Source organism: Arthrobacter sp. FB24 (assembly GCF_000196235.1).
Taxonomy (GTDB): Bacteria; Actinomycetota; Actinomycetes; order Actinomycetales; family Micrococcaceae; genus Arthrobacter.
On the sequence record NC_008541.1, the window covers coordinates 3763378 to 3787728 of the forward strand.

At 66.9% G+C, this 24351-nt stretch carries 22 protein-coding genes and 1 pseudogene; 9 read left to right on the forward strand and 14 right to left on the reverse strand.

Annotation, left to right across the window (positions count from 1 at the left end):
* Positions 1–16: 16 nt before the first annotated feature.
* From proC to ARTH_RS17015, 9 genes are all read right to left on the reverse strand, one after another.
* Positions 17–850: a pyrroline-5-carboxylate reductase gene (gene proC, locus ARTH_RS16975; RefSeq protein WP_011693173.1), complete on the reverse strand. Its 834-nt coding sequence runs from the start codon at positions 848–850 to the stop codon at positions 17–19.
* Positions 851–1341: 491 nt separating this feature from the next.
* A complete protein-coding gene (locus tag ARTH_RS16980) occupies positions 1342–2652 on the reverse strand; it encodes an RNA polymerase sigma factor (protein ID WP_011693174.1) in 1311 nt (436 codons plus the stop codon).
* Between the two features lie 18 nt (positions 2653–2670).
* Positions 2671–3012 carry a YciI family protein gene (locus ARTH_RS16985; RefSeq protein ID WP_011693175.1) on the reverse strand — a complete coding sequence of 114 codons (342 nt, stop codon included), beginning with the start codon at positions 3010–3012 and terminating at the stop codon, positions 2671–2673.
* Between the two features lie 113 nt (positions 3013–3125).
* On the reverse strand, positions 3126–3962 hold the full coding sequence (locus ARTH_RS16990; RefSeq protein ID WP_011693176.1) for a sugar phosphate isomerase/epimerase family protein: 837 nt from the start codon (positions 3960–3962) through the stop codon (positions 3126–3128).
* 1 nt (position 3963) lies between these two features.
* On the reverse strand, positions 3964–5010 hold the full coding sequence (locus tag ARTH_RS16995; protein WP_011693177.1) for a Ppx/GppA phosphatase family protein: 1047 nt from the start codon (positions 5008–5010) through the stop codon (positions 3964–3966).
* An 80-nt stretch (positions 5011–5090) separates the two neighbouring features.
* Positions 5091–5540: an SseB family protein gene (locus tag ARTH_RS17000; protein ID WP_043431006.1), complete on the reverse strand. Its 450-nt coding sequence runs from the start codon at positions 5538–5540 to the stop codon at positions 5091–5093.
* A gap of 121 nt (positions 5541–5661) precedes the next feature.
* Positions 5662–6786: a hypothetical protein gene (locus ARTH_RS17005; RefSeq protein WP_011693179.1), complete on the reverse strand. Its 1125-nt coding sequence runs from the start codon at positions 6784–6786 to the stop codon at positions 5662–5664.
* 134 nt (positions 6787–6920) lie between these two features.
* Positions 6921–9656 carry a type I DNA topoisomerase gene (gene topA, locus ARTH_RS17010; protein ID WP_011693180.1) on the reverse strand — a complete coding sequence of 912 codons (2736 nt, stop codon included), beginning with the start codon at positions 9654–9656 and terminating at the stop codon, positions 6921–6923.
* Positions 9657–9763: 107 nt separating this feature from the next.
* Entirely contained in the window at positions 9764–10399 is a 636-nt protein-coding gene (locus ARTH_RS17015) for an ArsR/SmtB family transcription factor (protein ID WP_011693181.1), read from the reverse strand.
* Between the two features lie 190 nt (positions 10400–10589).
* On the opposite strand from ARTH_RS17015, the pseudogene ARTH_RS23595 reads away from it, so the two are divergent.
* Positions 10590–11759 (forward strand): annotated as a pseudogene (locus ARTH_RS23595) (MFS transporter); the annotation flags it as partial.
* Between the two features lie 54 nt (positions 11760–11813).
* Here ARTH_RS23595 and ARTH_RS24325 read toward each other — a convergent pair.
* The gene (locus tag ARTH_RS24325; protein ID WP_011693183.1) at positions 11814–13457 is read right to left on the reverse strand and encodes a DUF7059 domain-containing protein; all 1644 of its coding nucleotides are present in this window, start codon (positions 13455–13457) and stop codon (positions 11814–11816) included.
* Between the two features lie 116 nt (positions 13458–13573).
* Here ARTH_RS24325 and ARTH_RS17025 point away from each other — a divergent pair, with 116 nt between their 5' ends.
* From ARTH_RS17025 to ARTH_RS17050, 6 genes are all read left to right on the forward strand, one after another.
* Positions 13574–14758, forward strand: a complete 1185-nt coding sequence (locus ARTH_RS17025; protein ID WP_043431010.1) for an NYN domain-containing protein — start codon at positions 13574–13576, stop codon at positions 14756–14758.
* Positions 14759–14994: 236 nt separating this feature from the next.
* Complete coding sequence (gene srmL, locus ARTH_RS17030) at positions 14995–16152, forward strand: PheS-related mystery ligase SrmL (protein WP_011693185.1); 1158 nt, start codon at positions 14995–14997, stop codon at positions 16150–16152.
* A gap of 40 nt (positions 16153–16192) precedes the next feature.
* Positions 16193–16654 (forward strand): hypothetical protein, encoded by a 462-nt coding sequence (locus ARTH_RS17035; RefSeq protein ID WP_011693186.1) that lies wholly within the window; start codon positions 16193–16195, stop codon positions 16652–16654.
* Positions 16655–16698: 44 nt separating this feature from the next.
* Positions 16699–17580, forward strand: coding sequence for a hypothetical protein (locus ARTH_RS17040; protein ID WP_156810698.1), 882 nt, complete (start codon positions 16699–16701; stop codon positions 17578–17580).
* Complete coding sequence (locus ARTH_RS17045) at positions 17580–18137, forward strand: hypothetical protein (RefSeq protein WP_011693188.1); 558 nt, start codon at positions 17580–17582, stop codon at positions 18135–18137. The genes ARTH_RS17040 and ARTH_RS17045 overlap by 1 nt, the downstream gene beginning before the upstream one ends.
* Before the next feature lie 72 nt (positions 18138–18209).
* A complete protein-coding gene (locus ARTH_RS17050; protein WP_043430008.1) occupies positions 18210–18749 on the forward strand; it encodes a hypothetical protein in 540 nt (179 codons plus the stop codon).
* Positions 18750–18764: 15 nt separating this feature from the next.
* Here the strand turns inward: ARTH_RS17050 and trhO are convergent, their stop codons facing one another.
* The gene (trhO, locus tag ARTH_RS17055) at positions 18765–19658 is read right to left on the reverse strand and encodes an oxygen-dependent tRNA uridine(34) hydroxylase TrhO (RefSeq protein WP_011693190.1); all 894 of its coding nucleotides are present in this window, start codon (positions 19656–19658) and stop codon (positions 18765–18767) included.
* Between the two features lie 143 nt (positions 19659–19801).
* Here trhO and ARTH_RS17060 point away from each other — a divergent pair, with 143 nt between their 5' ends.
* Both ARTH_RS17060 and ARTH_RS17065 read left to right on the forward strand, forming a co-directional pair.
* Entirely contained in the window at positions 19802–20494 is a 693-nt protein-coding gene (locus tag ARTH_RS17060) for a GNAT family N-acetyltransferase (protein ID WP_011693191.1), read from the forward strand.
* Positions 20495–20573: 79 nt separating this feature from the next.
* A complete protein-coding gene (locus ARTH_RS17065) occupies positions 20574–22988 on the forward strand; it encodes a DEAD/DEAH box helicase (RefSeq protein ID WP_011693192.1) in 2415 nt (804 codons plus the stop codon).
* Between the two features lie 72 nt (positions 22989–23060).
* Here the strand turns inward: ARTH_RS17065 and ARTH_RS17070 are convergent, their stop codons facing one another.
* The 3 genes from ARTH_RS17070 to ARTH_RS24560 are packed head-to-tail and all read right to left on the reverse strand — an operon-like array spanning position 23061 to position 24258.
* Complete coding sequence (locus tag ARTH_RS17070) at positions 23061–23447, reverse strand: Rv3654c family TadE-like protein (protein ID WP_052309809.1); 387 nt, start codon at positions 23445–23447, stop codon at positions 23061–23063.
* 50 nt (positions 23448–23497) lie between these two features.
* Positions 23498–23953, reverse strand: coding sequence for a TadE family type IV pilus minor pilin (locus ARTH_RS17075; protein WP_011693193.1), 456 nt, complete (start codon positions 23951–23953; stop codon positions 23498–23500).
* Positions 23950–24258: a DUF4244 domain-containing protein gene (locus tag ARTH_RS24560; protein WP_442852978.1), complete on the reverse strand. Its 309-nt coding sequence runs from the start codon at positions 24256–24258 to the stop codon at positions 23950–23952. Before ARTH_RS24560 ends, ARTH_RS17075 begins: the two co-directional genes overlap by 4 nt.
* Positions 24259–24351 lie beyond the last annotated feature (93 nt).

The following is a 24351-nucleotide window of genomic DNA, read 5'->3' on the forward strand; positions in this document are numbered from 1 at the left end:
GCCGGCGGTTGAGCCGTTAGCCCAGTTGCTTCGTGATCTCGGCTGCGCGGGCTGCCGCGGCGCGGGCGCCGTCGGCGATGATCGCGGGCAGGCCCCGCTCGTCGAACGTGGCTATTGCGCGCTCTGTGGTCCCGTTCGGGCTGGTCACGGCCTTGCGCAGGGCAGTTGGGTCCGCGCCGGGCTCGGCCAGCATCAGGCCGCCTCCGGCAACCGTTTCCCGCGCCAGCAGCAGCGACAACTCCGGATCCAGCCCCAGCTCCACACCGGCGGCAGCCATCGCCTCGGCCAGGTAGAACACGTAGGCCGGCCCCGAACCGCTGATGGCCGACAGCGCGTCCACCTGTTCTTCGGGCACCTCCACCACGGTGCCCGCACCCTTGAGGATGTTCTTGGCCAACTGCAGCTGTTCGGCCGAGCAGTTGGTACCTGGTGAGACGGACACGACGCCGCGGCCCAGCTTGGCAGGGGTATTGGGCATGGTGCGGATCACCGGCTGGCCGGCTGGCAGGGCGGCTTCAAGTTGGGCAATGGACACCGCAGCGGCAACGCTGACCACGATGGCTTCCGGGGAAAGCGAACCGCTGATTTCCCGCGCGAGGTCGGTGATTCCCACAGGCTTGACACCCAGAATCACGACGTCGGCGCCGGTTGCCGCCTGCTTGTTGTTCTCCGGCTCCTCCTCGCCGGCAATGGCGGTGATGCCGGCGTGCCGCTGGGCGAGTTCGGCAGCACGCTCCGCGCGCCGGACAGTGGCCACGACGTCCGCCGGGTCCGTTCCGGCCTCCAGCATGCCGCTCATGACGGCCTCGTTCATGGATCCACAGCCAAGGAATGCGATTCGGTTGCTCATTGGTCCATCATTGCAGTTCGGCGCGCGTCGCCGCATCCGGGGGCTGCTATCCGGACGCCCTCCAGCCGCGCAGTGGCGGCCAGCGGCAAACGGGCCCGCCCCCATTCACAGCTGGCTCACATGATCGGCGCAGCTTCCTCACAAAGTCGGCGCCTACCGTAGTTATTACCTCATTGAGGGTGCGAGTGATGAGGCAAGCATGGGGATGTTTGCCCGGCACCGGTGGTCTGCAGCAGGTTCCCCCATTTTCCTGCGAGGCCGCCGGTGCTTCTCATTTAAGCCCTGGCCACCGCATTCAAGTCCCGCCCAGCGCACGGATTGCCAGCCAACGCACAGGGTAAACTCCCGAAACGCCCAAGGTGTGTCTGTAACTTGGAAAGTGCCTCACAGGTGCGAGTGATGACAGCCGGTTCTTCGGAACCGGCGGAGCGCCGGGCGGCTGCGGAAGGGTTCCCCCAATTCCTTCGGCAGGACCGCCCGGCGTTTTCTCGTTAACTCGGCCGGTCCGCCGCGGGCAGCCCAAGCAGCCGGCCTTCCAGGAACCGCCTCTCGGCCGCGTTGCCTGCCAGCCCCAGTGCGTCGCGGTATTCCTCCCTGGCTTCGGAAAAGCGGCCCAGGCGCCGGAGGAGATCCGCGCGCACGGAGTGGAACACCCCGTAGCCTGCCAGTTCCAGGGCGTCGACCAGGCCGAGGGCTGCCTCAGGGCCGTGCACTTCGGCAACGGCCACCGCGCGGTTGAGTGCCACCACCGGACCCGGCGACGCCTGCAGGAGCTGATCGTACAACTGTAGGATCTGCTCCCAGTCCGTTTCGCTGGCTGACGGGGAATCACTGTGCACAGCGTTGATGGCGGCCTGAAGTTGGTACGGTCCCGGCCGGTTCCGGCGAAGGCACCGGCGCACAAGGGCCTGCCCCTCAAGGATCAGGTCCTTGTCCCACAGCTGCCGGTCCTGGTCCGCCAACAGCACCATGCCGCCGTCGGGTGCCATCCTGGCTGCGCGCCGCGACTCCACCAGCAGCAGCAGCCCAAGAAGCCCCTGGGCTTCGGGTTCATCCGGCATCAGGGCCACCAGCAGCCGGGCCAGTCTGACGGCCTCCCCGCAGAGCTCGACCCGGACCAGTGCGTCGCCGGAGCTTGCGCTGTAGCCCTCATTGAAGATGAGGTAGACCACAGCGAGAACGGCCGTCAGTCTCTCCGGCAGCTCGGAACCGTGGGGCACGCGGTAGGGAATCCGGGCGTCCCGTATTTTCGCCTTGGCCCGGACCAGCCGCTGGGCCATGGTCTTTTCCGGCACCATGAAGGCGCGGGCTATCTCCGCGGTGCTCAGCCCGCCCAGGAGGCGTAGCGTCAGCGCCACGCGGGCCGGGGTTCCCAGGGCCGGGTGGCAGCAGGTGAAGATCAGCCGCAGCGTGTCATCGCGCACCCCGGCCTCCTCTTCCAGCTCATCCATCAGCAGATCCTCGGGCGCCGCGCCGGAGGCGTCTCCGGCGCGGGCATGCAGCAGGGCGGCCCTGGCGTATTTGTCGTCGCGGGCGGCGTCACGCCGGAGCCGGTCGACTGCCCTGTTGCGGGCCGTGGTGATAATCCATCCGGCCGGGCTGGGCGGGACGCCGCTGGAGGGCCAGCGTTGCACCGCCGCCGTGAACGCGTCCTGCACGGCGTCCTCGGCGAGGTCGATGCTGCCGAAGAGCCGGACCAGCACTGCCACGGCGCGGCCGTACTCCCGGCGGAAGATCCGGGCTATCTCGCTGCTGGAATTCCCCGAGGCGGAACCCCCGGCAGCGGAACCGCGCCCCGTCATCCGGACGTCTCCGAGGGCTTAGTGCTGGAAGGGACGGACTTCGACTGGCAAAGTCACGATCCTGGCTAGCCGGCGGGCCCAGTCAAGGGCTGCATCGAGATCATCCACATCGATGACGGTGAAGCCGCCCAGATGCTCCTTGCCTTCGGTGAACGGGCCGTCGGTGATAAGGACGTCGTCCCCCTCCGGCCGCAGGACGGTGGCAGTGTCGGCGGGATGGAGGCCGGCGGCGAACACCCAGGCGCCGGCCGCCTTCATTTCCTGGTTCAGGCCTTCAAGGCCGCGCATGATGGGCTCCAGGAACTCCGCGTCCGGGACGGGACCGTCAGGCTGGTAGATGCTCAGCAGATACTGTGACATTTGGTTTTCCTCCTTGAGGAGTCGGCCGGCCGGGTGCCCGCCTCTCACCTTCTATACGAATGGCTCCCGCCCGTATCGACACACCGCCCGCGTTCCTTCTGCGAAGAACCCTGCTACGCCTCGCGTGCACCGACCAACGGGTGGCTCAGGTGCTGGCGTGCGAACTTCAGGGTTTCGTTAAGCCACAGTTCGCGTTCACCTGCGAATTTTGCCCGTCGGGTGGAAATTTCCGCCACCACCACGCCGTCGAATCCGCTGCCCGCCAAGTGCTGCAGCGCTTCCGCACAGCCCTGGTTGCCGCGGCCGGGAATCAAGTGCTCGTCCCGGCCGGAACCGGATCCGTCCGTGAGGTGGATGTGCCTGAGCTTGCCGCCGAGTGCCTTGATCGCCTCAACGCTGTTGGCCCCCGCAGTGGCGGCGTGCGAGAAATCCCACGTGACGTCGTCGTAATCCTGGCCCAGCGGGTCCCAGTGCGGCAGGTAGGCAACAGTCTCCCGGCCCCGCACGCGCCACGGGTACATGTTTTCGACGGCGATCCGCACCTGGTACATGTCGGCGAGCTGGCGAATGCCTGCCGGAAAGTTCTCCGCGTAGTTGTTCTGCCAGCGGAACGGCGGATGGACCACCACGGTCCCGCAGCCCACTTCACGCGCCATCCGGCAGGACATTTCGATCTTGTTCCAGGCCGAGCCCCAGACCTTCTGGGTCAGCAGCAGCGTGGGCGCGTGGATGGACACGATCGGCTGCCGGTAACGGTGGCTGAGCTCCAGGAGGGAGTGCGGGCTCTGGCTGGTGGCGTTGTTGGTGACCATCACTTCCACGCCGTCAAAACCAAGGTCCTGGGCCACGGCGAAAGCATCGTGCACGCTCAGCGGGTAGACAGACGCGCTGGACAGCGCCACCGGGATCACGCGTTTTTCTTCCGGGGAACGTTCGACGGCGGCGCTCATCTCAGTCAGCCCTCCCGCCGGAGGCGGCGCGGGCCGGGGCGCCGGGCGCGGCAGCCGAAGCCGCGGCAGGGGCAGCAACCGGAGGCAGCACCACCTGGTGTACCGGTTCCAGTGGTCCTTCAAAGATCAACTGGTCCAGCCGGCGGAGGATCAGTCCTTCCCGCAGGGCCCACGGACAGATCTTGACCTTCTTGAACTCAAAGAGTTCCAAGGCCGCCTCTGCCACGAGGGCTCCTGCGAGGAGCTGGTTGGCGCGGGCTTCGGAGACACCGGGGAGGTGCAGGCGATCCTCGGTCTTCATGGCCGAGATCCGCTGCGCCCAGATGCCAAGATCCGTGGCGCCCAGTTCGCGTTTGACGTACGGTCCGGCCGCGCTGGGGGCTGCCCCGGCGATCCGGGCCAGGGAACGGAAGGTCTTGGACGTCCCGGCCACCACGTTGGCCCTGCCCAGTTCGTTGAAGCTCCGAACAGCAGGTTTGAGGGTTGCCCGGATGTAGCGCCGGAGCTCCTTGACGCTCTTCGCGGTGGGAGGGTCCTCCTGCAGCCAGTCCCGGGTGAGGCGGCTCGCGCCCAGCGGCACGGACGTGGCCAGCTCAGGGAGCTCGTCCTGGCCTAGCGCCATTTCGAAGGAGCCGCCGCCGATGTCGAGGTTCAGGATGGGTCCGGCACCCCAGCCGTACCAGCGCCGGACGGCAAAGAACGTCATGGACGCTTCTTCGCTGCCGGTGAGTTCCTGCAGCGTCACGGTGGTTTCGTGTTTGACCCGGGCGAGGACAGCAGGCCCGTTGGTGGCTTCCCGGATGGCAGAGGTGCAAAAGGCCAGCAGATCCTGGGCTTTGTGTTTGGCCGCGAACTCCCACGCTTCAAGGACGAATTCGATGAGTTCGTGCTGGCCGGCGTCGTTGATGTTTCCGTCGGCGTCGAGGAACTGCACCAGCGAAAGCGGGCGCTTATGCGAAGCGAAGGGCACCGGCCGCGCGCCGGGATGCGCGTCGACCAGGAGCAGGTGGACAGTGTTTGAACCGATGTCGAGGACGCCTAGACGCATTCTGCCATTATTCACCGATGGCAAGCCGCCGGCGCAACTGCGTCGGCGGCTTGCCCGTCCAAGTCGGAATGAGGCTGCAGCTACTCGGCTGCCGGTGTGCCGGAATCCTCTGCGGGCTGGTCGGCACGCTTGAAGTCGCGCCGGATGTTGGCCACGCCCTCGGGATCGATTTCGAAGCCGAAGGCGCTGCCCGGGTTGATCACCATGCCGAGCTCATCACCGAGGTTGCCGATGATCGCTGCTCCCTGGGTGCCCAGGACGTTGGGGGCTGCGTCGAGGAACTGCTGGTCCACCCGGCTCGGGTGCGAGAACACGGCCAGCACAGGCTTGCCCTCGGCGTTGGACAGCACCAGGGGTTCCACCTGCGCGTCCTCGCCCTCGAGCGCATCGGAGCTGATGATGTAGACCTCGTTGTTGAGGAAGGACAGGATGACGTCCACCGGGTTTGCATCCGGCTGGTCACCTGTGGCGAGCTTCTCTTCAAGGTCGTTCAGGGGCTGGATTTCCGCGGGTGCAGGCTGTTCAGTCATGCATCTACTCGACCACGTTTGCCGGGCAGGGCGCAATTCCTTCCCCATCCGGGCTTCGACTTCGTGGGTGCGGGCCGCAGGCTGCGTTCCCGAACACAGGCTCCGGCCGGCACCCACGATCTCAGCCACGCAGGAGCCGCAGTAGGCGCCCTTTCATTCCCCGTTCGTCGAACAGGTCCTTCCAGCCGATGCGCAGGATCCGCCACCCTTGTTCGGTCAACAGCTTCTCCCGTTCGCGCTCCTCATAGATCACTTGGGCTGTCGGTTTGTAGTCGAAGTACTTGGACTTTCCATCGAATTCCAGGGCGGCGCGAAGATCCGGCCACGCAAAGTCGAATCGGTAGGGGCCGCGGACTGTTTGAACCCGGAACTGGAGCACGGGAGCGGGGAACCTCAGCCGCGCAATGATGTCCCTGGCCAATGACTCGCCGGGAGACTCGGACATCGGGTCCGCAAAAGCCAGCGCCCGGCGGAAGCCTGCCACTCCCCGGACTCCGGCCAGTCCTGCGCAGGCCGATTCCAGTCGTTGCCGGTCGCATCCGCTGCGCAGCCCGTGGTCGAGGAGGATCAGGGCCTGCCGGTAGTTGAGCATCAGAGCGCAGTCAAGCACAGTCCGATCCAGTGAAGTTACTGGCAAACCGTCTATCTCGGTGCGGTCGCCAGGCAGGAGAAGAGCGGAATGGGCTTTGACGTCGGCCGCGTGAGAACCGCGGGCCGCGTGGTAGGGAACGATGACATGAATCAGTTGGTCAGGCCGCCACAGATACAGGCGATGCAGCCGCCCGGCGGACGTGTGGCTGAACGTAAGGCCGTCGCCAGCCGTGGCAGCCAGGGTCCGCTTGCTGTACGCGGCGAGCCGGGCACGCCCCCGGTCGCCGTCAGAAAGGGCATTCCAATGACTGCCGCGGGCCATAATGCCCGTGCGGACCCGGACAAGGGAGCCTGCGAGGAGGTGCTCATTGATGTGCCGCTTACTAAGCCCGCTGGCAAGCAACTCTTCCGTCCGCCACATGACTGAGCCGCCGGGCAGCGGACTCGCTGGTAAGGCGACGGGACCACGCGCCGGAGGCGATACGCGGGCGGAGGCACCGGAAGGGATCGGCGCAGCATCCGTCCGAAGCGCGGGGCGTCGGGGCGCCGTGGTTCCTGCTGCCCAGCCACCCGTACGTGTGCCCGCGATCTCTGCCCAGACGTCCGCGAGCGGGTCAATGGCTTCATGCGGCCGGGGGTTTCCCTGACTGTTCATTCCACCAGCCTCCACGGGCACCGGGGATCGTGAAAGCGCCCCGCCGGGCTATGTGGACAACCCAGAACGTGGGTGTGGGCCGGGGGCTGCGTTCCGGAACGCAGCCCCCGGCCCACACCCACGTTTTCGAGTGGCTACTTCTTGGCGACAGCCTTCTTCTTCGCCGGGGCCTTGCGCGCCGCGGGACGCTTGGCCGGGCCCTTGGCACGCTTTTCCGCGAGCAGTTCCACGGCCTGTTCGCGGGTCAGTTCCTCCAGCGAGGTGGACCGCGGAACAGTGATGTTGGTGATCCCGTCGGTGATGTAGGGGCCGAAGCGGCCTTCCTTCACCACGATGTTCTTCTCCGACACCGGGTCCGGACCGAACTCGGCGAGCGGCGGGACCGCCGCACGCGCTCCACGCTGCTTGGGCTGGGAGTAGATCTCCAGCGCCTGCTCCAGCGTGATCGTGAAGATTTCCTCTTCGGAACCGATGGAACGCGAGTCGGTGCCCTTTTTCAGGTAGGGGCCGAAGCGGCCGTTCTGCACGGTAATGACGTTGCCTTCGGCGTCCTGGCCGAGAGCGCGCGGCAGGCTCATGAGCTGCAGGGCCTCGTCCAGGCTGACGCTGTCCACGCTCATGGAGGCGAACAGCGAACCCGTGCGCGGCTTGGCCTTCACAGGCTTCTTCGGCGGCTTGGGCTTGCCGTTCTTGTAGTACTCGACGGGCTGGTTGGCCAGCTGCTCATCCGTCATCTCCGGAATGATTTCCGTGACGTAGGCACCGTAGCGCCCGTTCTTGGCCACGATCGTGTGGCCCGTGTGCGGGTCTTCGCCGAGGACCCTCTCCTCCGGCGCTGCTGTCTCCATCAGCTCTTTCGCCTTGGCGGCCGTCAGCTCGTCCGGGGCCAGGTCCTCAGGGACGTTGGCGCGGGCCGACTCCACCACTTCGCCGGTCTTGGGATCGATCGTGGGAACGGAGCTCTCCAGGTACGGGCCGAACTTACCCACGCGCAGGGTGATGCCTTCGGCGATCGGTACGGAGTTGATTTCCCTGGCGTCGATTTCGCCAAGGTTGTTCACGATGCTCAGCAGGCCGGGATCGGAGTCTTCGCCGTAATAGAAATGCTTGAGCCAGGCGGCGCCCACGGCCTGGCCGTTGGCGATCTTGTCCAGGTCGCCTTCCATGTCTGCGGTGAACTCGTAGTCCACGTAGTCATGGAAGTGCTGCTCGAGCAAGCGGATCACCGAGAAGGCTATCCAGCTCGGGACCAGCGCGGAACCCTGCTTACGCACGTAGCCGCGGTCCTGGATGGTGGAAATGGTGGACGCATAGGTGGACGGGCGTCCGATGCCCTTCTTTTCCAGCTCGGCTGTCAGGGAAGCTTCCGTGTAGCGCGGCGGCGGCGAGGTCTCATGGCCGACGGCGACGATCTCCGAGGCCGTAAGGGCGTCATCCTTGGCCACGTTGGGGAGGCGGCGGGCTTCCTCGGAGTCATCGTCCCCGCGGCTTTCGTCCTTGCCTTCCTCATAGGCGGCGAGGAATCCGGGGAAGGTGATGACGGTGCCGGAAGCGGAGAACTCGGCGTCGCGGCCGTCCGCAGCCACCGCGCCGAGGCGGATGGTGGCCGTGGAGCCCTTGGCGTCGCCCATCTGGGAGGCAACGGTGCGCTTCCAGATGAGCTCGTAGAGCCGGAATTCGTCACCCGAGAGCTGCTTGGCCACCTGCGCCGGGGTGCGGAAGGAGTCGCCGGCGGGGCGGATGGCCTCGTGGGCTTCCTGTGCGTTGGCTGCCTTGCCGGTGTAAACACGGGGCGACTGCGGTATGTACTCCGGCCCGTAGAGCTCGGAGGCCTGGCGCCGCGCAGCCGTCACGGCCTCATCACTCAGCGCGGACGAGTCCGTACGCATATAGGTGATGTAGCCGTTTTCGTAGAGGCGCTGGGCCACCTGCATGGTGCTCTTGGAGGAGAACCGCAGCTTGCGGCCCGCCTCCTGCTGCAGCGTAGACGTGGTGAAGGGAGCGGCCGGGCGGCGGGTGTACGGCTTGGTGTCGACGGAGCGGACACGGAATTCCGCGTTCTGCAGTCCCGCTGCCAGCGACGTGGCAAGTTCCTCATTCAGGTGTGTGACGTTGCGCGAGGTGAGTTCGCCGTCGTCGTTGAAGTCCCGGCCGCTGGCCACCTTGGCGCCGTCGACGGCAGCGAGCTTCGCCTTGAATGACGACGTCGCGCCGTTGCCGGCACCGAACTGGCCGGTGAGGTCCCAGTAGGACGCGGCCTTGAACGCCATGCGTTCCCGTTCGCGGTCCACCACCATGCGGGTGACCACGGACTGGACACGGCCGGCGGACAGGCCGCGGGCGACCTTGCGCCACAGCACCGGGGAAATTTCGTAGCCGTACAGGCGGTCAAGTACGCGTCGGGTTTCCTGGGCGTCCACGAGGTCCTGGTCGACATCGCGCAAGTTGCCCATGGCGCGCTGGATGGCTTCCTTGGTGATTTCGCCGAAGGTCATCCGGTAGACGGGGACCTTGGGCTTGAGTACTTCCAGCAGGTGCCACGCGATGGCTTCTCCCTCGCGGTCCCCATCGGTTGCGAGGTAGAGGGCGTCAGCGTCCTTGAGCGCAGCCTTGAGCTCAGTCACCTTTTTCTTCTTATCCGGGGACACCACGTAGTACGGCTTGAAGTCGTGTTCGATGTCGACCGCGAACTTACCGATGGAGGTTTTCTTGAGTTCGGCGGGGAGCTCGGACGGCTGCGGCAGATCACGAATGTGACCGATGGAGGCCTCAACGATGAAGCCCTCGCCCAGGTACTTGGCGATGGTCTTGCTCTTGGCCGGAGACTCCACAATCACGAGTTTCTTGCCGGTTTTGGCCTTGCTTGGCACGGTGCTCCTACAGAAAAAGGTTGGCTCGGGCAGATGAGCCCATACTCGCCTAGTTCACCATATTTTGGAGGATGATGCGCATTCATGTGGAAAACAGGTGCCGGGGATCACTTACGGTCGTCCGGAATCAGGGACCACATTGCGGCCGTGCGCTCGGCCCCTTCAGGGACATGGTCCGGGTCCTCGAGCTCGTATTCCTTGAGCAGCCCGAACACCCTCCCGGTCAGCTCCGCCCGCTGCGCCGGGGTCAGGTACAGCAGGTCGCTGGACAGGACCACCACGCCAGGCGCCTCGATGGATTCATTGTTTTTGCGGCGCTCGTCGCGGACCTTGGCGTAGGCGTCGACCCTGCGCCTGAACGCGTCCAGCTCGAGGTCCAGGACGGCGAACTCGGGACTGGCCACACCGCCGCCCGAGTTAATGGTGAAGTCCGTCCCGGCGGCACGCCACCGGCGTTCGCGCGCATCGCCCGCGGTAGCGGCCGGCTCCACGATGCCCCACTTCTGCAAGGCCCGCAGGTGGTAGCTCATGGCACTCGGCGTCAGGCCCGTCTGGGCAGCCAGCTCCGTGGCCGTCCGGCTGACCTGCGTGGAATACAGTTCCGAGATCACTTCCAGGCGTGCGGCGTGGGCCAGCGCGCGGATAGCCTTGGGGTCGGTGATCTCCACTTTCTTCTCCGGCCGGGCCCTGCGCCTGGCAGCCTCTGGCGCGGCCTGCGCCGGCTCCGGAGTTTCTGCATTCACGCCTCCATTCTATCGGCCCTCCGGCGGGTCTGAAAGAAACGCTTGACATCCCCGTTCGCCGCGGAGTAGCTTCGCGGACATGGGGGACACTGCAGGGCCATCGCCTGCCTTAGTACCAGCAAATGCACCGCTCTGGCGAAACCGGGATTTCCTGTTGGCGAGCAGCGCCCGTTTCATGGCTGCCGCCGGCATGGGGGCCGTTGTGGTCAGCGTGATGCTGCATCTGCAGGCCGCCACTGCGGCCGGCACTATTTCCCTTGCCGGTTCCTGGCTGGTGGCCGTTTATCTGCTGTGCTCGGCCCTGCCGCTGGTGGTCCTGGCCCCGTGGGCCGGCAGACTGGCGGATACCAGGGATTCCCGCACACTCGCCACGGCGGCCTCCGCGGGAAGTGCCGCCGCCGTTGCAGGCATGGGCCTGAGCATGTACTACCTGGAAGACCACATTCCCGCGCTCTTCGCACTGACTCTTGTGCTGAACGCCTGCCAGGCCGTGGCCGGCCCGACGTTCCAAGCCCTGGTGCCCCGGATCGTCGGCGAAGAGCGCACGCCACGCGCCGTGGGCACCATGCAGGCAACCATCATGATCGCGGGAATGGCCGGACCTGCGGCGGGGGGACTGCTGAGTGGCTGGGGAGGCTCCGTACTGGTGTTTTCCGTGGCAAGCGCCTGCTATGTCCTGATGGGGGCCGGCGCCTTCCTGATCCGGACCCGGAGGGGCACCGCAGCCGAACGGGCCGGGCGGAAGCAGCCCGCTTTGATGGACGGCCTCCGGCTTATCCGGCGGGACAGCCTGGTATGGGCACTGGTGCTTGGCGCGCTGTTCTTCATTGCCGTGGGGGAGGCAACCAACGTCCTCGAGGTGTTCCTGGTACGGGGCGAGATGGGCGCCTCCGAAACACAGTACGGACTGCTTGTTGCCGCTTTTGCCCTGGGAATGGCGGCGGGGGCAGTCCTGGCCGGCCAGATCAAGAGACCCCCGCTGCGGCTCCGCATGCTGCTGGGGTCGATGGCATTAACCTCAGCTGTCCTCGCCTTTATCGGCCTGGTGCCCACCGTGGACATCATGTTCGTCGCCTACACCGGGATGGGTGTTGCCTGCGGTGTCCTCAATGCCTGCTTCGGGGCAATCGTGATCCTCAGGATGCCCGAGGAAGGCCGCGGCCAGGCGATGTCCATGATCGGTGGAATGACCCGGGCCATCACCATTGCAGCGTTGGCGTTCGGCGGGCTCCTGGGTGCCCTGCTGCCGGTCCGGACCGGGTTCCTGCTGATCGGCGGGACCGGCGCAGCGGTGTCCCTGGCCATCGCCGTCACCGTCCTGTGGCGCTTCGGTTCCCAGGACCCGGCTCGGGCTCCGGCCCCGGCTCCGGCTCCGGCTGGACCGGACGGCTCCGCGCCCGCCGCCGTTACCGGGTCAAGCCGGCAGGAGGAACCCGTCGCGGACCAGGTTCCGGACTTCGGTGAGGAGCCCGTTCCGGAACGCTTCGCCGTCGAATCCGTCGCCCCCGCCCAGCAGCGCGTCAAGGGCGCCGATGATCTGCCCGGCGGACAGATCGCCGTCGCACGCTGACACGAAGCCGGCGAGCTCGGTGCTCAGCAGGTTGGTGCGCCGGAGTCCGGCGCCCTGGCGCAGCAGGATGACGCCGGGGTGTTCCGCACCCGGGCGCTGGTGTCTCTCCTCCGTTACGTCCTCCGCCACCAGTAGGTGGGCGGCGGAAAGATCGTTCGCCGCCAGCCAGTCGGCCCGTTCAACTGCTGCACCCAGGTGCGGGCCGATGGGCTGCTCGATGGGGTAGGTTATCTCCTCGAAGCGGCTGATGACCGGCCGTGCGCCGTCGGCGGGCCTCCGCAGGAAGATCATGCCGAAGCCGATCCCCTCCACGTTTCTTGAGGCAAAGTCGTCCAGGTAGGCGGCATAGGCGTCCTGGTAGCGCCGGCGGTCTCGGGACTCGGAGGCGTCCTGCAGCCAGGTTTCGGCATACTGTTCCGGCCCTACCAGTTCGCGCTGGATGAACCAGGTGTCGACATCCGGGCCCGCCCAGCTTTGCGGCCTTTCCTGCCACGGCGTCCCTGCGACGACCTCCCAGTTGCCCAGAAGCTGGGCTGTTCCGGCCGGGGTAAGGACGGACGGCAGTTCCCGGACCAGTGAGGCGACGATGTCGTCTCCGGGCAGGCCGCCGTCGCGGTAGGTGTACTGGTCCGCCGCGGCCTCCCCCACGCTTCGGGGTGTGATGACGAACGGCGGGTTGGACACCACCAGGTCGAAGGCCTCCCCCGCCACAGGTTCCAGCAGCGACCCCAGGCGCAGGCTCACCCGGTCTTCCGGCGTGGCCGGGTCGATACCGAGCGCCCCGGCGTTCAGGAGCAGGTTGAACCGGGTAAAGGCAAGCGCCCGGGCTGAGATGTCCGTGGCTGTCACGTGGTCTGCGTGGTGCAACAGGTGGAATGTCTGGATCCCGCAGCCGGTGCCCAGGTCCAAGGCTCTGGGCACCTGCCGGCGGATGGTGGTCTGCACCAAGGTGGTAGAAGCCTGCCCGATCCCCAGCACATGGTCGTGGCGGAGGACGCCGGGCTGCTGGTGCGCCGCGAGGTCGCTGGCCACCCAGAGGTCGGCGCCGCCCGCTCCCGTTGCAGCATCGCCGCTCCAGCCGTACGGCCGCAGATCTGCTTTTGCCCTGACGGTTCCCGAAGCCGGATCCGGGCCGGTCTCCCCTGCCGCAGAAGGTTCAACAAGTCCCAGCGTGAGGAGGCCCTCGGTGCGGACCCCCGGGAGGGCGGCGTCGAGCACTTCGGCGCGCTGTGGCACTGCCAGCAGCCACAGGCGCACGACGGCGGCAAGCGCCGCCGCCTCCGGGTCGCCTTTGGCGGCACTTTCGGTGGCGATCAACGACGGGATGATCTGGTCGCGGCCGAGGGCGGAATAGGCGGACTCGCCAAGCAATCCTGCCACTCCGTCCACGGTGTAACCGACGCCGCGCAGGTCCGCGGCGAGGGCGGACAGCAGTTCCGGGAGGTCGCTGCGCGGGGCGTCGGAAGTGTTGCCGGCCGTGAAATGCATAGCTGTTTCAGTCACCAGGCAAGTCTATGGTTCCGGGCTGCGCCCGCCAGGCCGGGCTTGTCCGGCTCAGCGCCGCCGGGGCGGGATTGTCAGCAGCACCACCTATGCTTCAGAGCATGAGCCGCAAAAGTGTGATCTTCATTGACGCAGGTTTCCTCCTGGCCACAGGCGGGCTCCGGGTCACCGGGAACTCGCTGCGCTCTGCCTTTTCCGTCCAGTACAAGAGCCTTGTGGACGGCATCCAGGGGTTTGTCAGCGAGCGCGACAGCCGGGACCTGCTGAGGATGTACTGGTATGACGCCGCCAAGGACGGCTTGTTCAGCGACGAACACAAGCGGATCGGACTGCTCCCGGGCGTGAAAGTCCGGCTCGGGCGCATGTCCTACAACGGCGAACAAAAAGGCGTGGACCTTAAGCTCGGGCTGGATCTGGTGGGAGTGGCCCGGAACCGGTCGGCTGACGTCGCCTACCTGCTCTCCGGGGACGATGACCTCGCAGAGGCTGTGGAAGCGGCGCAGGACCTCGGCATGAAGGTGGTGCTGCTGGGAATTGAGAACCAGGGCCACCGGCTGGGGGTCACCGCGGTGGCTGAGCATCTGGCACTGCAGGTTGACGACATTGCCACCCTGCCGCAGACGCTCCTGGACCGCTGCTTTGCGAAGTCGGCGCCAGTGGCTGAGCTTGCCGCCTACGCCCCCGCTTCGTCCGAAACCGGAACTACAGTCAGCATTTCCGGCAACGGTGCAGGCCATCTTCCCGGCAGGCGGCCTGTCCCCGGCCCGGGCGTTGTTCCCGCCCGCAGTGCCACCGCGGCTCCGGAAGCTGGCTCCGCGCCGGGTTCCGCTGCCGAGGCTGCCGGATCCGGCGCGCCTTCAGGGCCCGCGGCTGCTTCTGCCGCGGCTGCTGCGGGCACGGCAGGTTTATCCGGCAGGCCGGTCCCGACGCCCGGGCCGCGGCGTGTGCAGCCGGACCTGCGTCCGGTGCCCGCAGCCGGCGTTGCGCGCCGGGAACCGGTCTATTCCACGGCAACTGGCGCCCCTGCCGCCCAAAGCCCCTGGTTCGACCTGGTGGAAAGTGCCGAAGCGGTGGCTGTCAGCCTCGCCGATAACTGGCACGGCAGCGTCAGCCAGCGCGAACTCAACGAACTCCTCGCCGAGCGGCCGCTGCTGCCGCCGACGATTGACCGGGTGCTCATCAAGGACTGTGCCGCGAAGATCGGCGAAGCCAAGACGGACCTCCAGGACATCCGCAAGGCCATCCGGGCGGCGTTCTGGCGCCGGTTGGATGAGCTCGTCCAGTAGCAGCACCGTGGCAACCACGCGCTGCAGCGGCCTGTATTCCAGGAGGTTGCGGATCGCGCATGCCCCGGGGCACCATGGACCTATGCAACAGCCGCAACGATTTATCAGCCCTTGGCCGCTTTCCGGCCGCACGGGCTTCTTGTTGCGCGCATAACTGCGGCCGCCGGGGTCCGTCCGGTGCAGCGGCTGAGGGTGATTTCCTCCCCTTCCACACAGCTGCCCCTTAAGGAAACCCCATGAAGAACTATCTCTCCCTGACAGAACTCAACACCGCCCTCGCCCTGCGTGACCTGACTGACCCGGACGCCGGAGCACATGCCATGCAGCAGCTTCTGGCGGACGTGGTCACCGCACTCGAACGGCAGTGGGACATCCCGTCCGAAACCCACCGGCTGAACCCGCTGGTGGCCATCGCCGACAACTACGACAGGCTGGGCTATTCACCCGGCGATGCCACCCGGGAGTCGCGCTATTCACGCCATATCAGCCCCACGGTGATGCTCCGAAGCCACACCTCCGCGGGCATCCCGGCCATCCTCGACTCGCTCCGGGGCGAGCAGGGCCGCTACGACAGGCTGCACGTCCTGCCCGGGCTGGTCTACCGCCGGGACGCCGTAGACCGCACGCATGTGGGAACACCGCACCAGGTCGATGTGTGGCGCATCAAGGCGCGCGGCCTGCTGGGGCCCAGCCATCTGCAGGCGATGATGGCGGCGGTCGTGGACGCCGTGCTGCCGGCGGCTGACCACCCCGGCGTGCAGTGGCGGGCAACGCCGTCCGCCCACAGCTATACCGCCGCGGGCAGGCAGCTGGACGTCCTGGTCACCCTGCAGGACGGCCGGCGGGAATGGCTGGAACTCGCCGAGTGCGGCCTGGTGGCTGCCCCGGTCCTGCGCAGCTCCGGTCTCGATCCGCGGAGGTGGGCCGGCCTCGCGCTGGGCATGGGCTTGGACCGGGCACTCATGCTGCGCAAGGGCATCGACGACATCCGGCTGCTCCGCTCCAAGAATCCGGAGATCCAGGGGCAGTTGCTGGATCTTGCTCCCTACCGGCCGGTTTCACTCATGCCGCCGGTCCGCCGGGACCTCTCGCTAGTGCTGGCCGACCCTGCCGAGGCGGACATCGAACTGCTGGGCGACCGGGCGCGGCGGGTCCTTGGCGACGACGCGGAGGTCCTCGCGGCGTTGGAGATCAAAGCGGTGACGCCGACGGCGGAGCTGCCGCCTGCCGCCGTCGACCGCCTCCGCATGGCCCCTGGCGACGTCAACGTCCTGCTCCGGCTGGTGCTCCAGCCGCTCGAGCGGACACTGACCGATCAGCAGGCCAACCGGCTGCGCGACCGGGTGTACATCGCCCTCCACCAGGGAAAAGTGCAGGAGCTGATTGCCGGCTAGCACGGTCAGCGCGGCCCGCGTCACCGGGTAAGTTGGAGGTATGTTTTCACGTACCTCCGGGCCCCGGCCGCTGCCTGCACTGAGGCGCGTCCTCGGCACGGCGGCCGCGGGCACCTGCCTGCTGCTGGCCGCCTCGGCCTGCTCCTCAGCCGTTTCCATCGAGAACGCCGACGTCCCGGCCTGGAAGGCAACGGCACTGCCGACAGCCGGCGGAACGGTGCTTGAGGATGCCGGCAAGATCCTCAACCGCCAGCCGCTGGTCAAGGACGCCGCCGACGTCCCGGCCGGCGTGTACACCCTGACCATGACGTGCGACGGCGGTGGCAAGGCCTTCTTCACTGTCACCGCCGGCGGCACGAAGCTCGCCGAGGCCGGGGCCGCCTGCAACGGCAGCCGCGAGAGCGCCAAAATCACCGTGCCCGCCGCCGGCACCGTGCAGGTCAGCACCTCCAGCGTGGATGCTCCGCTCATCTACGCCTACCATCTGGCGGCCGGAAGCTAGTTCTGTGACTTGCCCCGCCGGCGAGGGTGCGTATGCTCAGGGACATGTCAGCTCTTTGGGGGAAGCGGATGATGGTCCTCGCCGCCGTTGTGCCGGGCCTGCTTGCGGCGGCGCTGAGCGGCTGTGAATACGCGGGCGACGGCAGTCCGCCGGGTCCTGCTGCGTCCCCGCCACGGTCGACTTCCGGACCGGACCGGCCGGACTCCGGGAACGCCCCGGACTCTCCCACGGTCCCGCCGGAGCGGACCAACGACGAGCAGTTGAGGCGGCTGCTGGGGCCGCCAGGAACGGATCAACTGCCCTACGTCACTGCAACGGGGGGCGCGGCCGCGTGGAGCACCGAGGTTCCCGCCGGCGACTACCTCCTCACGGCCGCCTGCGTTGCGGCACAGTATGCCGTGCTCGAGGTGCGCCTGGCCGGGGCCGCCCCGGAGGAGTCAAACCTCCTGTGCCACGCGCGGAGGTTCATGCGCCTCAATCATCAAGGCGGTCTCATCACAGCACGGGTTACTGCCGCTGCCGAGCCGCGGTTCGGCGCGAGCGGCTTCCGGCTGGAACCCTACCCTGACGCACCTGGTTCAACTGCGGAGCCGGCCGCAGGCTGGGCCGCGGAACAACTCGGCCCGGCGCAACCGGCTGAGGTGCGGGGCTATCCGGTGCCGGGCAGGTGGCATCGCTCCGGGCCGGTTGGGTCACCCGGAATGTTGACCCTCACCTTTGCCTGCGAAGGGACCGGCGCTGTTGAGATTACTGTGCTCAACCCGAATGGTGACGATCTGCTCTCCGGCAGCGGCTTTCCCTGCGGCGCGCCGCGTCCCACAGATATCCCGGTGGGGCCCGACGGCATCCTGGTGAGGGTGGATTCGATCCACGCTCCGGTGCGGACTGCGTACAGCCTGAAGCCCTCCGCCGGGAGTGGGTTCTGATGGTGCACAGGGGGCCGCAGCGCGCGTTGTTTCTGGCCGCAGGAGCCCTGGTCGCGGCCGGCCTGGCCGGCTGCGAATACGCAAACGACGTCGGGCCGGAGCCGTCCCTCCCGACCGCCCGGCAGGGACCCGCCACGGCTGCACCGCCCCTTCCGGTCGCCTCGATGGATCCCGGACTGAAAGCTGAACAGGACCGCAACATGGCGGCCGTTGAGCTGCTGCTGGCGGACGTCCCCTCTGGTGCGGGCGGCGTTGCCGGAGCTATCAGCGGGCACAGCGGAGCAGGAGGCGGCCTGACGTTCACCGGGGTCCTGACGGAGGCGGGCGCGTACACCGTCACGGCCGTCTGCGTGGGTGCGGCGGAGGCGCAGCTGGTGGTCACTTCCCGCGGATCCACCGGCACTACCCATCGTATTGATGTGCCCTGCGGGGAACCGGTCAGCGAGCAGGTCGAGCTGAATACCGGTCCGGTGACCGCCTATATCGTGAGTGCGGATGAGGACCGGGTCCACAAAGCGGCAATGGGGGCTGTCCGGCTTCTGGACCCCCGGCACTGACGCCCGGATGGGCTTTCGGCGTGCGTCCTGCCGCCTCTGGTTTGGGGATGGCGGCAGGCCTAGAGTCAGAGTATGCACACGGTGCAGGCACCCCGGGTGCCACGGCGCACTGCCGCGGCGGTCGCCGTCGCGCTTTGCGGTGCGCTGGCCGCCGGAGCGGCACTGAGCGGGTGCGAGTACGTGTACGACGACGGCCGCGGGCCGCTGCCCACCGCGACCGCGCCGCCCTTCACGGATGCAGCCCTCCCCCAGGACCCCCGGCGAAACCTCCCGGTGACCGGCGCGGAACTTGAGGCGTGGGTCGGGCGGGTCCTCCCGGACACGGCCGGCCAGGTTTTCCACACGGGTTTCGGCCTGCTCAAGGCGGGCACCGCACGCCAGGAGAGCACCGGACAGCTGCCCAGCGGCACATACTCGCTGACCCTCGCGTGCAAGAGCCCGCGCAGGGTGTCGTTCACCGTCCGCAACGGGGAGTTGGCTCTCGTGGACCTGAGCCTGCGGTGCGGAACGTCACGCGTGAACGTGATCCAGGTGTCCAACGACGCCGTGCTCAGCGTGGAAGTGGCGGCCCAGTCCGCAGCGAACTTCGCCTACCGGATCAGCAGGATCTGAACACGGGATGCCAAGCTATGCGGCGCAGCCTTCCGGGCAGCGCAGCGTCTCCGGGCTGGAGGCGCACTCTGTGCAGTAGAGCGTGAGCGTGCGGCAGCTCGGGTTGGAACAGTTCTCGAACTTGCTGGTCGGGGCCGAGCAGCGGACACACTCGCCGATCGTTTTGGCTTCGTCGCTGAATTCGAGGTGCATGCGCTTGTCGAAGACGTACAGCGACCCTTCCCAGAGGCCTTGGTCCTTGAAGGTCTCGCCGTAGCGGACAATCCCGCCATCGAGCTGGTAGACCTCCTTGAAGCCGCGGTTCACCATGAGGCTGGAGAGCACCTCGCAGCGGATTCCGCCCGTGCAGTAGGTAACGACCGGCTTGTCCTTGAGTGCGTCGTACTTGCCGGACTCAAGTTCCTTGATGAAGTCATGGGTGGTGGCCACGTCCGGGACGATAGCGTCCTTGAACTTGCCGATCTGGGCTTCGAAGGCGTTGCGGCCGTCGAAGAACACCACTTCCTCGCCGCGTTCCTTCTTGGCATCGACCAGCCGATGCAGTTCCTCGGGCTTGAGGTGGGTGCCCCCGCCCACCACACCGTTGGCGTCCACCTTGAGTTCACCCGGGGCACCGAAGGATACGATCTCGTCCCGCACCTTGACGCTGAGGCGGGGAAAGTCCTCCGCTCCGCCGTCGGACCATTTGACGTCGATGCCGTGGAAACCCTTGTATTCGCGGGTGGTCTTCACGTACTGCTTGACGGCGTTCAGCTCTCCGCCTACGGTCGCGTTGATGCCGTCCTTGGAGATGAGGATGCGTCCGGTCAGGCCCAGCTTCTCGCACAGGGCGCGCTGCCACAGGCGCACAGCGTCGGGGTCGGTGATCGGAGTAAAGCCGTAAAAGAGCACAATTCGGTTCAGAGCCACGTATTTAAGGGTACTTGCTGAGCGAAAGCGGCTTAACCGGGGCCTTAGCCTCTACCTGCGGTTCCGATCACAATTCAATAAGCAAGACCACTTCCGGGACCCTACCCCTGTTGCTCGCGTCAGGGCTGGAATACTCTCATCACATGAGTCCAGACGCCATGGTTGAAGACATCACCCGCCTCGTGGAAATCTGGGTGACCGGATGGGCCGGTTGCCGGGGCTACGAGACGCGAACGGAAGGCCGCTTTCCGGCCGCGCTGCGCGCGGACACCACGAAGGAATGGGAATATTTCGCCCACGATCCCTCGGACACCGAATTCGCCGAGCTGGCTGCCAAGACGGCCGAGGCGCCGGCCAGGATCCTCACCATCCTTACCAACGACGTCGCACGATATACCTACCTCGCCCAGCAGCACGGCCTGAACGTCACCTCCGCCTCGCAGACCATGATGATCGTGGACATGGAGACTCAGGACTCCGAGGATCCCTGGCTTTCCGACGATGACCTGAAGCTGACTACCTTCAAGAAGGACGGCGTCCACCATGCAGTGGTGAATGCCGGGGAATCCGTGGCAGCCAGCGGCCGTGTGTTCGTGGTGGGCCACACGGCAGTGTTCGACAAGATCGTCACCGAACCGGCCTACCAGCGGCGTGGGCTGGGGAGTTTCATCATGAAGGCACTGGCTGCGCAGGCGTTCGAACACGACGTGGAAAACGGCCTGTTGCTGGCTTCCCTGGACGGGCAGAAACTGTACTCGCACCTGGGCTGGACCACCCTGTGCCACGTGCTGATGCTGTCGTCATCGAACGAAGGCGCTGACCTTTCCGTAGGTTAGGACTGCTGCAGCCGGGCGGGGTTGCCAGTGCCGGGGTGCTAATGCCCGGCGATTTGAGACCGGATGAAACAATGTTGAAGTGAACCCCCATGACTCCCTGATTCCGCTGCTGGGCCGTGGCCCGGACCCGGAACAGTTGCGTCATGTCCGAATCATTCCGGCCCGCCAGGCCGTGAACGAGCCGTGGCCGGAATGGGCCCACCCCGACCTCGTCGAGGCCTACGGTGCACTGGGCATCCACGAGCCGTACCGCCACCAGATCCAGGCGGCCAACCTTGCCCACGGCGGGGAACATGTAGTGATCGCCACCGGGACCGCCTCCGGAAAGTCGCTGGCATATCAGCTGCCTGCGCTGGACGCGATCCACCGCTCGGAGCTGCGGGTGCTTTCCGAACCGGGAAAAATCCACGACGACGGCGCCGTGGCGTTGTACCTATCCCCCACCAAGGCCCTGGCTGCCGACCAGCTTGCCGCCATCCGTTCGCTCAGGCTCCCGACTGTCAGGGCCGAAACGTACGACGGCGACACCGACCCGGCGTCCCGGCGCTGGATCAGGGACCACGCCAACGTGATCCTGGCCAACCCCGACATGCTGCACTTTGGCATCCTGCCCAACCACGCCTGGTGGGCGAGTTTCTTCCGCCGGCTCAAGTACGTGATTGTCGATGAGGCCCACAGCTACCGGGGCGTCTTCGGCTCCCATGTGGCAAACCTGATGCGTCGGTTGCGACGCATCTGCGCCTATTACGGCTCCAGCGGCCCCCAGCCAGGTCCGGTGTTCATTGCCGCCTCGGCGACCGCATCCGAGCCGGGAACGTCCTTCGGCCGGCTCATCGGCGCCCCGGTCCGCGCCGTATCCGAGGATTCCTCGCCGCACGGCTCCACCACCGTGGCGTTCTGGGAGCCTGCCCTCACTGAACTGCGCGGCGAGAACGGCGCCAAGGAACGCAGGACCGCAGTGGCCGAAACCGCCGACCTGCTGGCAAACCTGGTGTCCTCCCGCATCCGGACCATCGCGTTCATCAAATCCCGGCGCGGGGCCGAGACCATCTCCGCCATCACCAAGCGGCTTCTGGATGAAGTGGATCCCAGCCTCCCCCAGCGTGTTGCCGCCTACCGTTCCGGCTACCTTCCCGAGGAGCGCCGGGCCCTGGAGCGGGCACTGAGGTCAGGGGAACTCCTGGGCGTCTCCAGCACCTCCGCCCTTGAACTCGGCATCGACATCTCCGGGCTCGACGCCGTCCTGGTTGCCGGGTGGCCCGGGACCAGGGCTTCACTCTTCCAGCAGATCGGCCGGGCGGGGCGCGCTGGCCAGGACGCCATCGCTGCTTTTGTGGCCAGCGACGATCCCTTGGACACCTACCTGGTGAACCACCCGGAAGCCATTTTTGATGTTTCCGTCGAGGCCACGGTGTTCGATCCCTCCAATCCGTACGTGCTGGGGCCGCACCTCTGTGCCGCCGCAGCGGAACTGCCGCTGGGTTACGCGGAGCTTGACCTGTTCGGCCCCACGTCCGGGAAACTCCTGGACCAGCTCGTCTCCCAGGGTTACCTCCGCAAGCGTCCGGCCGGCTGGTTCTGGACCCACCCGCAAAGCGCGGCGGCCATGGTGAACCTGAGGGCCGACGGCGGCGGCCCGGTGAGCATCGTCGACGCCGAGACGGGTTCCCTGCTGGGCACCATGGACTCGCCGCAAACTCACTATCAGGCCCACACAGGTGCCGTCTACGTCCATCAGGGCGACAGCTACGTGGTGGAGGACCTGAACGAGGCTGATCACTGCGTGATGGTTCGCCGCGCCAACCCCGATTACTACACCACTGCCCGTGACGTGACCCAAATCGAAGTCCTGGAGACGCAGCGGACCGCGCAATGGGGAGATGTCGCCGTGCACTTCGGGGATGTGAAGGTGACAACACAGGTGGTCTCCTTCCAACGTAAGGCGCTGATTTCAAATGAGATCCTTGGCGAGGAGCCACTGGAGCTCGGCGCCAGGGACCTGTTCACGAAGGCTGTCTGGTTCGTGGTGGACAACCGATCCCTGACCGGGGCAGGGCTGATCGAAGCCCAGTTCCCCGGTGCCCTGCATGCAGCCGAACACGCTGCCATCGGGCTGCTGCCGCTCGTGGCGTCCAGCGACCGCTGGGACATCGGCGGGGTATCCACTGCCATTCACGCCGACACCGGGGTGCCCACGATCTTTGTGTACGACGGGCACCCCGGCGGCGCAGGCTTTGCCGAGCGCGGCTTCGACAAGGCCAAAGTATGGCTCTCCGCCACCCGCGACGCCATCGCGGCCTGCGAGTGCGACGCCGGCTGCCCGTCCTGTGTTCAGTCACCCAAGTGCGGCAACAAGAACAACCCGCTGGACAAGGCGGCAGCGATCACCTTGATCGAGGTCCTGCTGAAGGACGCCACCGAACAACTCGCCGTGCAGCCGGCCGATGCCCCGACGCCTGGTGCACGGGCGGAAGAGCACGCAGCGCGCTTCTGAACCCGCTTCCCACTGAGCCCGGCTTCGGGGGCCAACCCCTTGGGCCCGGCCCCCGTGGGCCCGGCTTCCTGGTCATGGCGGCGGCCCTGCTCTGGCGTGGCCGGTCGCTACGCCGAACATGCTCCGGTTCAGGAGCTCTGTCCGGACCTCGACGGTGTCACTTCCTCCTTCCGTGCAACTGGTTATTTTCGCTCCGTGCCGGCCCGCAACATCGGCCGCCACAGAACACGGCACGCCTTGGCTGATCCCGCGCAGTGCGTCGGCGGCCGCCAGTGCGGCGAGGTCGGCGGCCGCCGCTGCCCTGGACGCCATCACAGCGGACTGGGCCAGCAACAGCATCAGCGCCATGGCGACCATCACCACCATGCCGAGCCCGGCGGCAAGAACCGTTCCGGATCCGCGATCATGGCCACCTTCCTGCTGACCCGCTTGTGCTCCGCCGGGTTCCGGATTCCCCAGTCCGCCGTTTCCCGGTTTCGGATGCCCCGGGTCCGGAGACCCCGCGGCGTTCACGAGGCCGCAGCCTCGGGACGCTGCTCCCGGACGTTCCCGAATTGTGCCGGTACGTGCCATGTCTCCGCCGGACGGATGGGCGCGGACTCGGCGGTTTCACTCCTGGCCAAAGCCCGGGCGGACAATGTCCACGGGATGATGGACCCGACGGGACCGGACACCCGGCCGGAAACCGTGACACTGAGCCATCCGTCCTCGCCCATGATGGATGATGATGCCGAGCCCCCGGCGAGCTGCCGGACGATTCCCTCCACCGCTCCGGCGTCTTCCCCCCGCGCCAATGCCCTTGCCCCGGCCCGTGCCGCTTCTTCGAGCCGAAGCTGGGTAATCCCGGCCGCGGATCCCGCAAGCAGGAGCGCCAGGAGAAGAAGGACCGCCGGCAACGCCACCGCGAATTCCGCAGTGACAGCTCCGCGGTCCGCCACCCGGCAGCGGCGCAATCCCGGCGTCATGGCAACGCCAGCGCCGTCCGGATCAGGTTCAGCAGGAAGCCCCGGACTTCGTCACTGCGCAGAATGAACACCAGGATCCCGGCGAAACCCACTGCGGCGAGGGTAGCGATGGCGTATTCAGCGGTGGCCATTCCCACTTCGGATCCCATAAGACGCCAGCGCGCCCGGCCGGAGACGGGTGCCGCCTCCCTGGCACCCGGGTAGATCTCCAGCACTTCTGCGTCTGCGGGGACGGTCCGGCCGGAGGGTTCAGGCTGGGCGTACGGGCGGTGGTTGGATGTGATTGACATTGCGGTTCCTTTCATTGTTTTCCGGCTGGTCTGCCGGCTGATTCGACTCTCCCGGCTTGGCTGAATGGAGATAAGGGAGAGGTTCGGCTAAGTGGAAAAGCCGGGCAA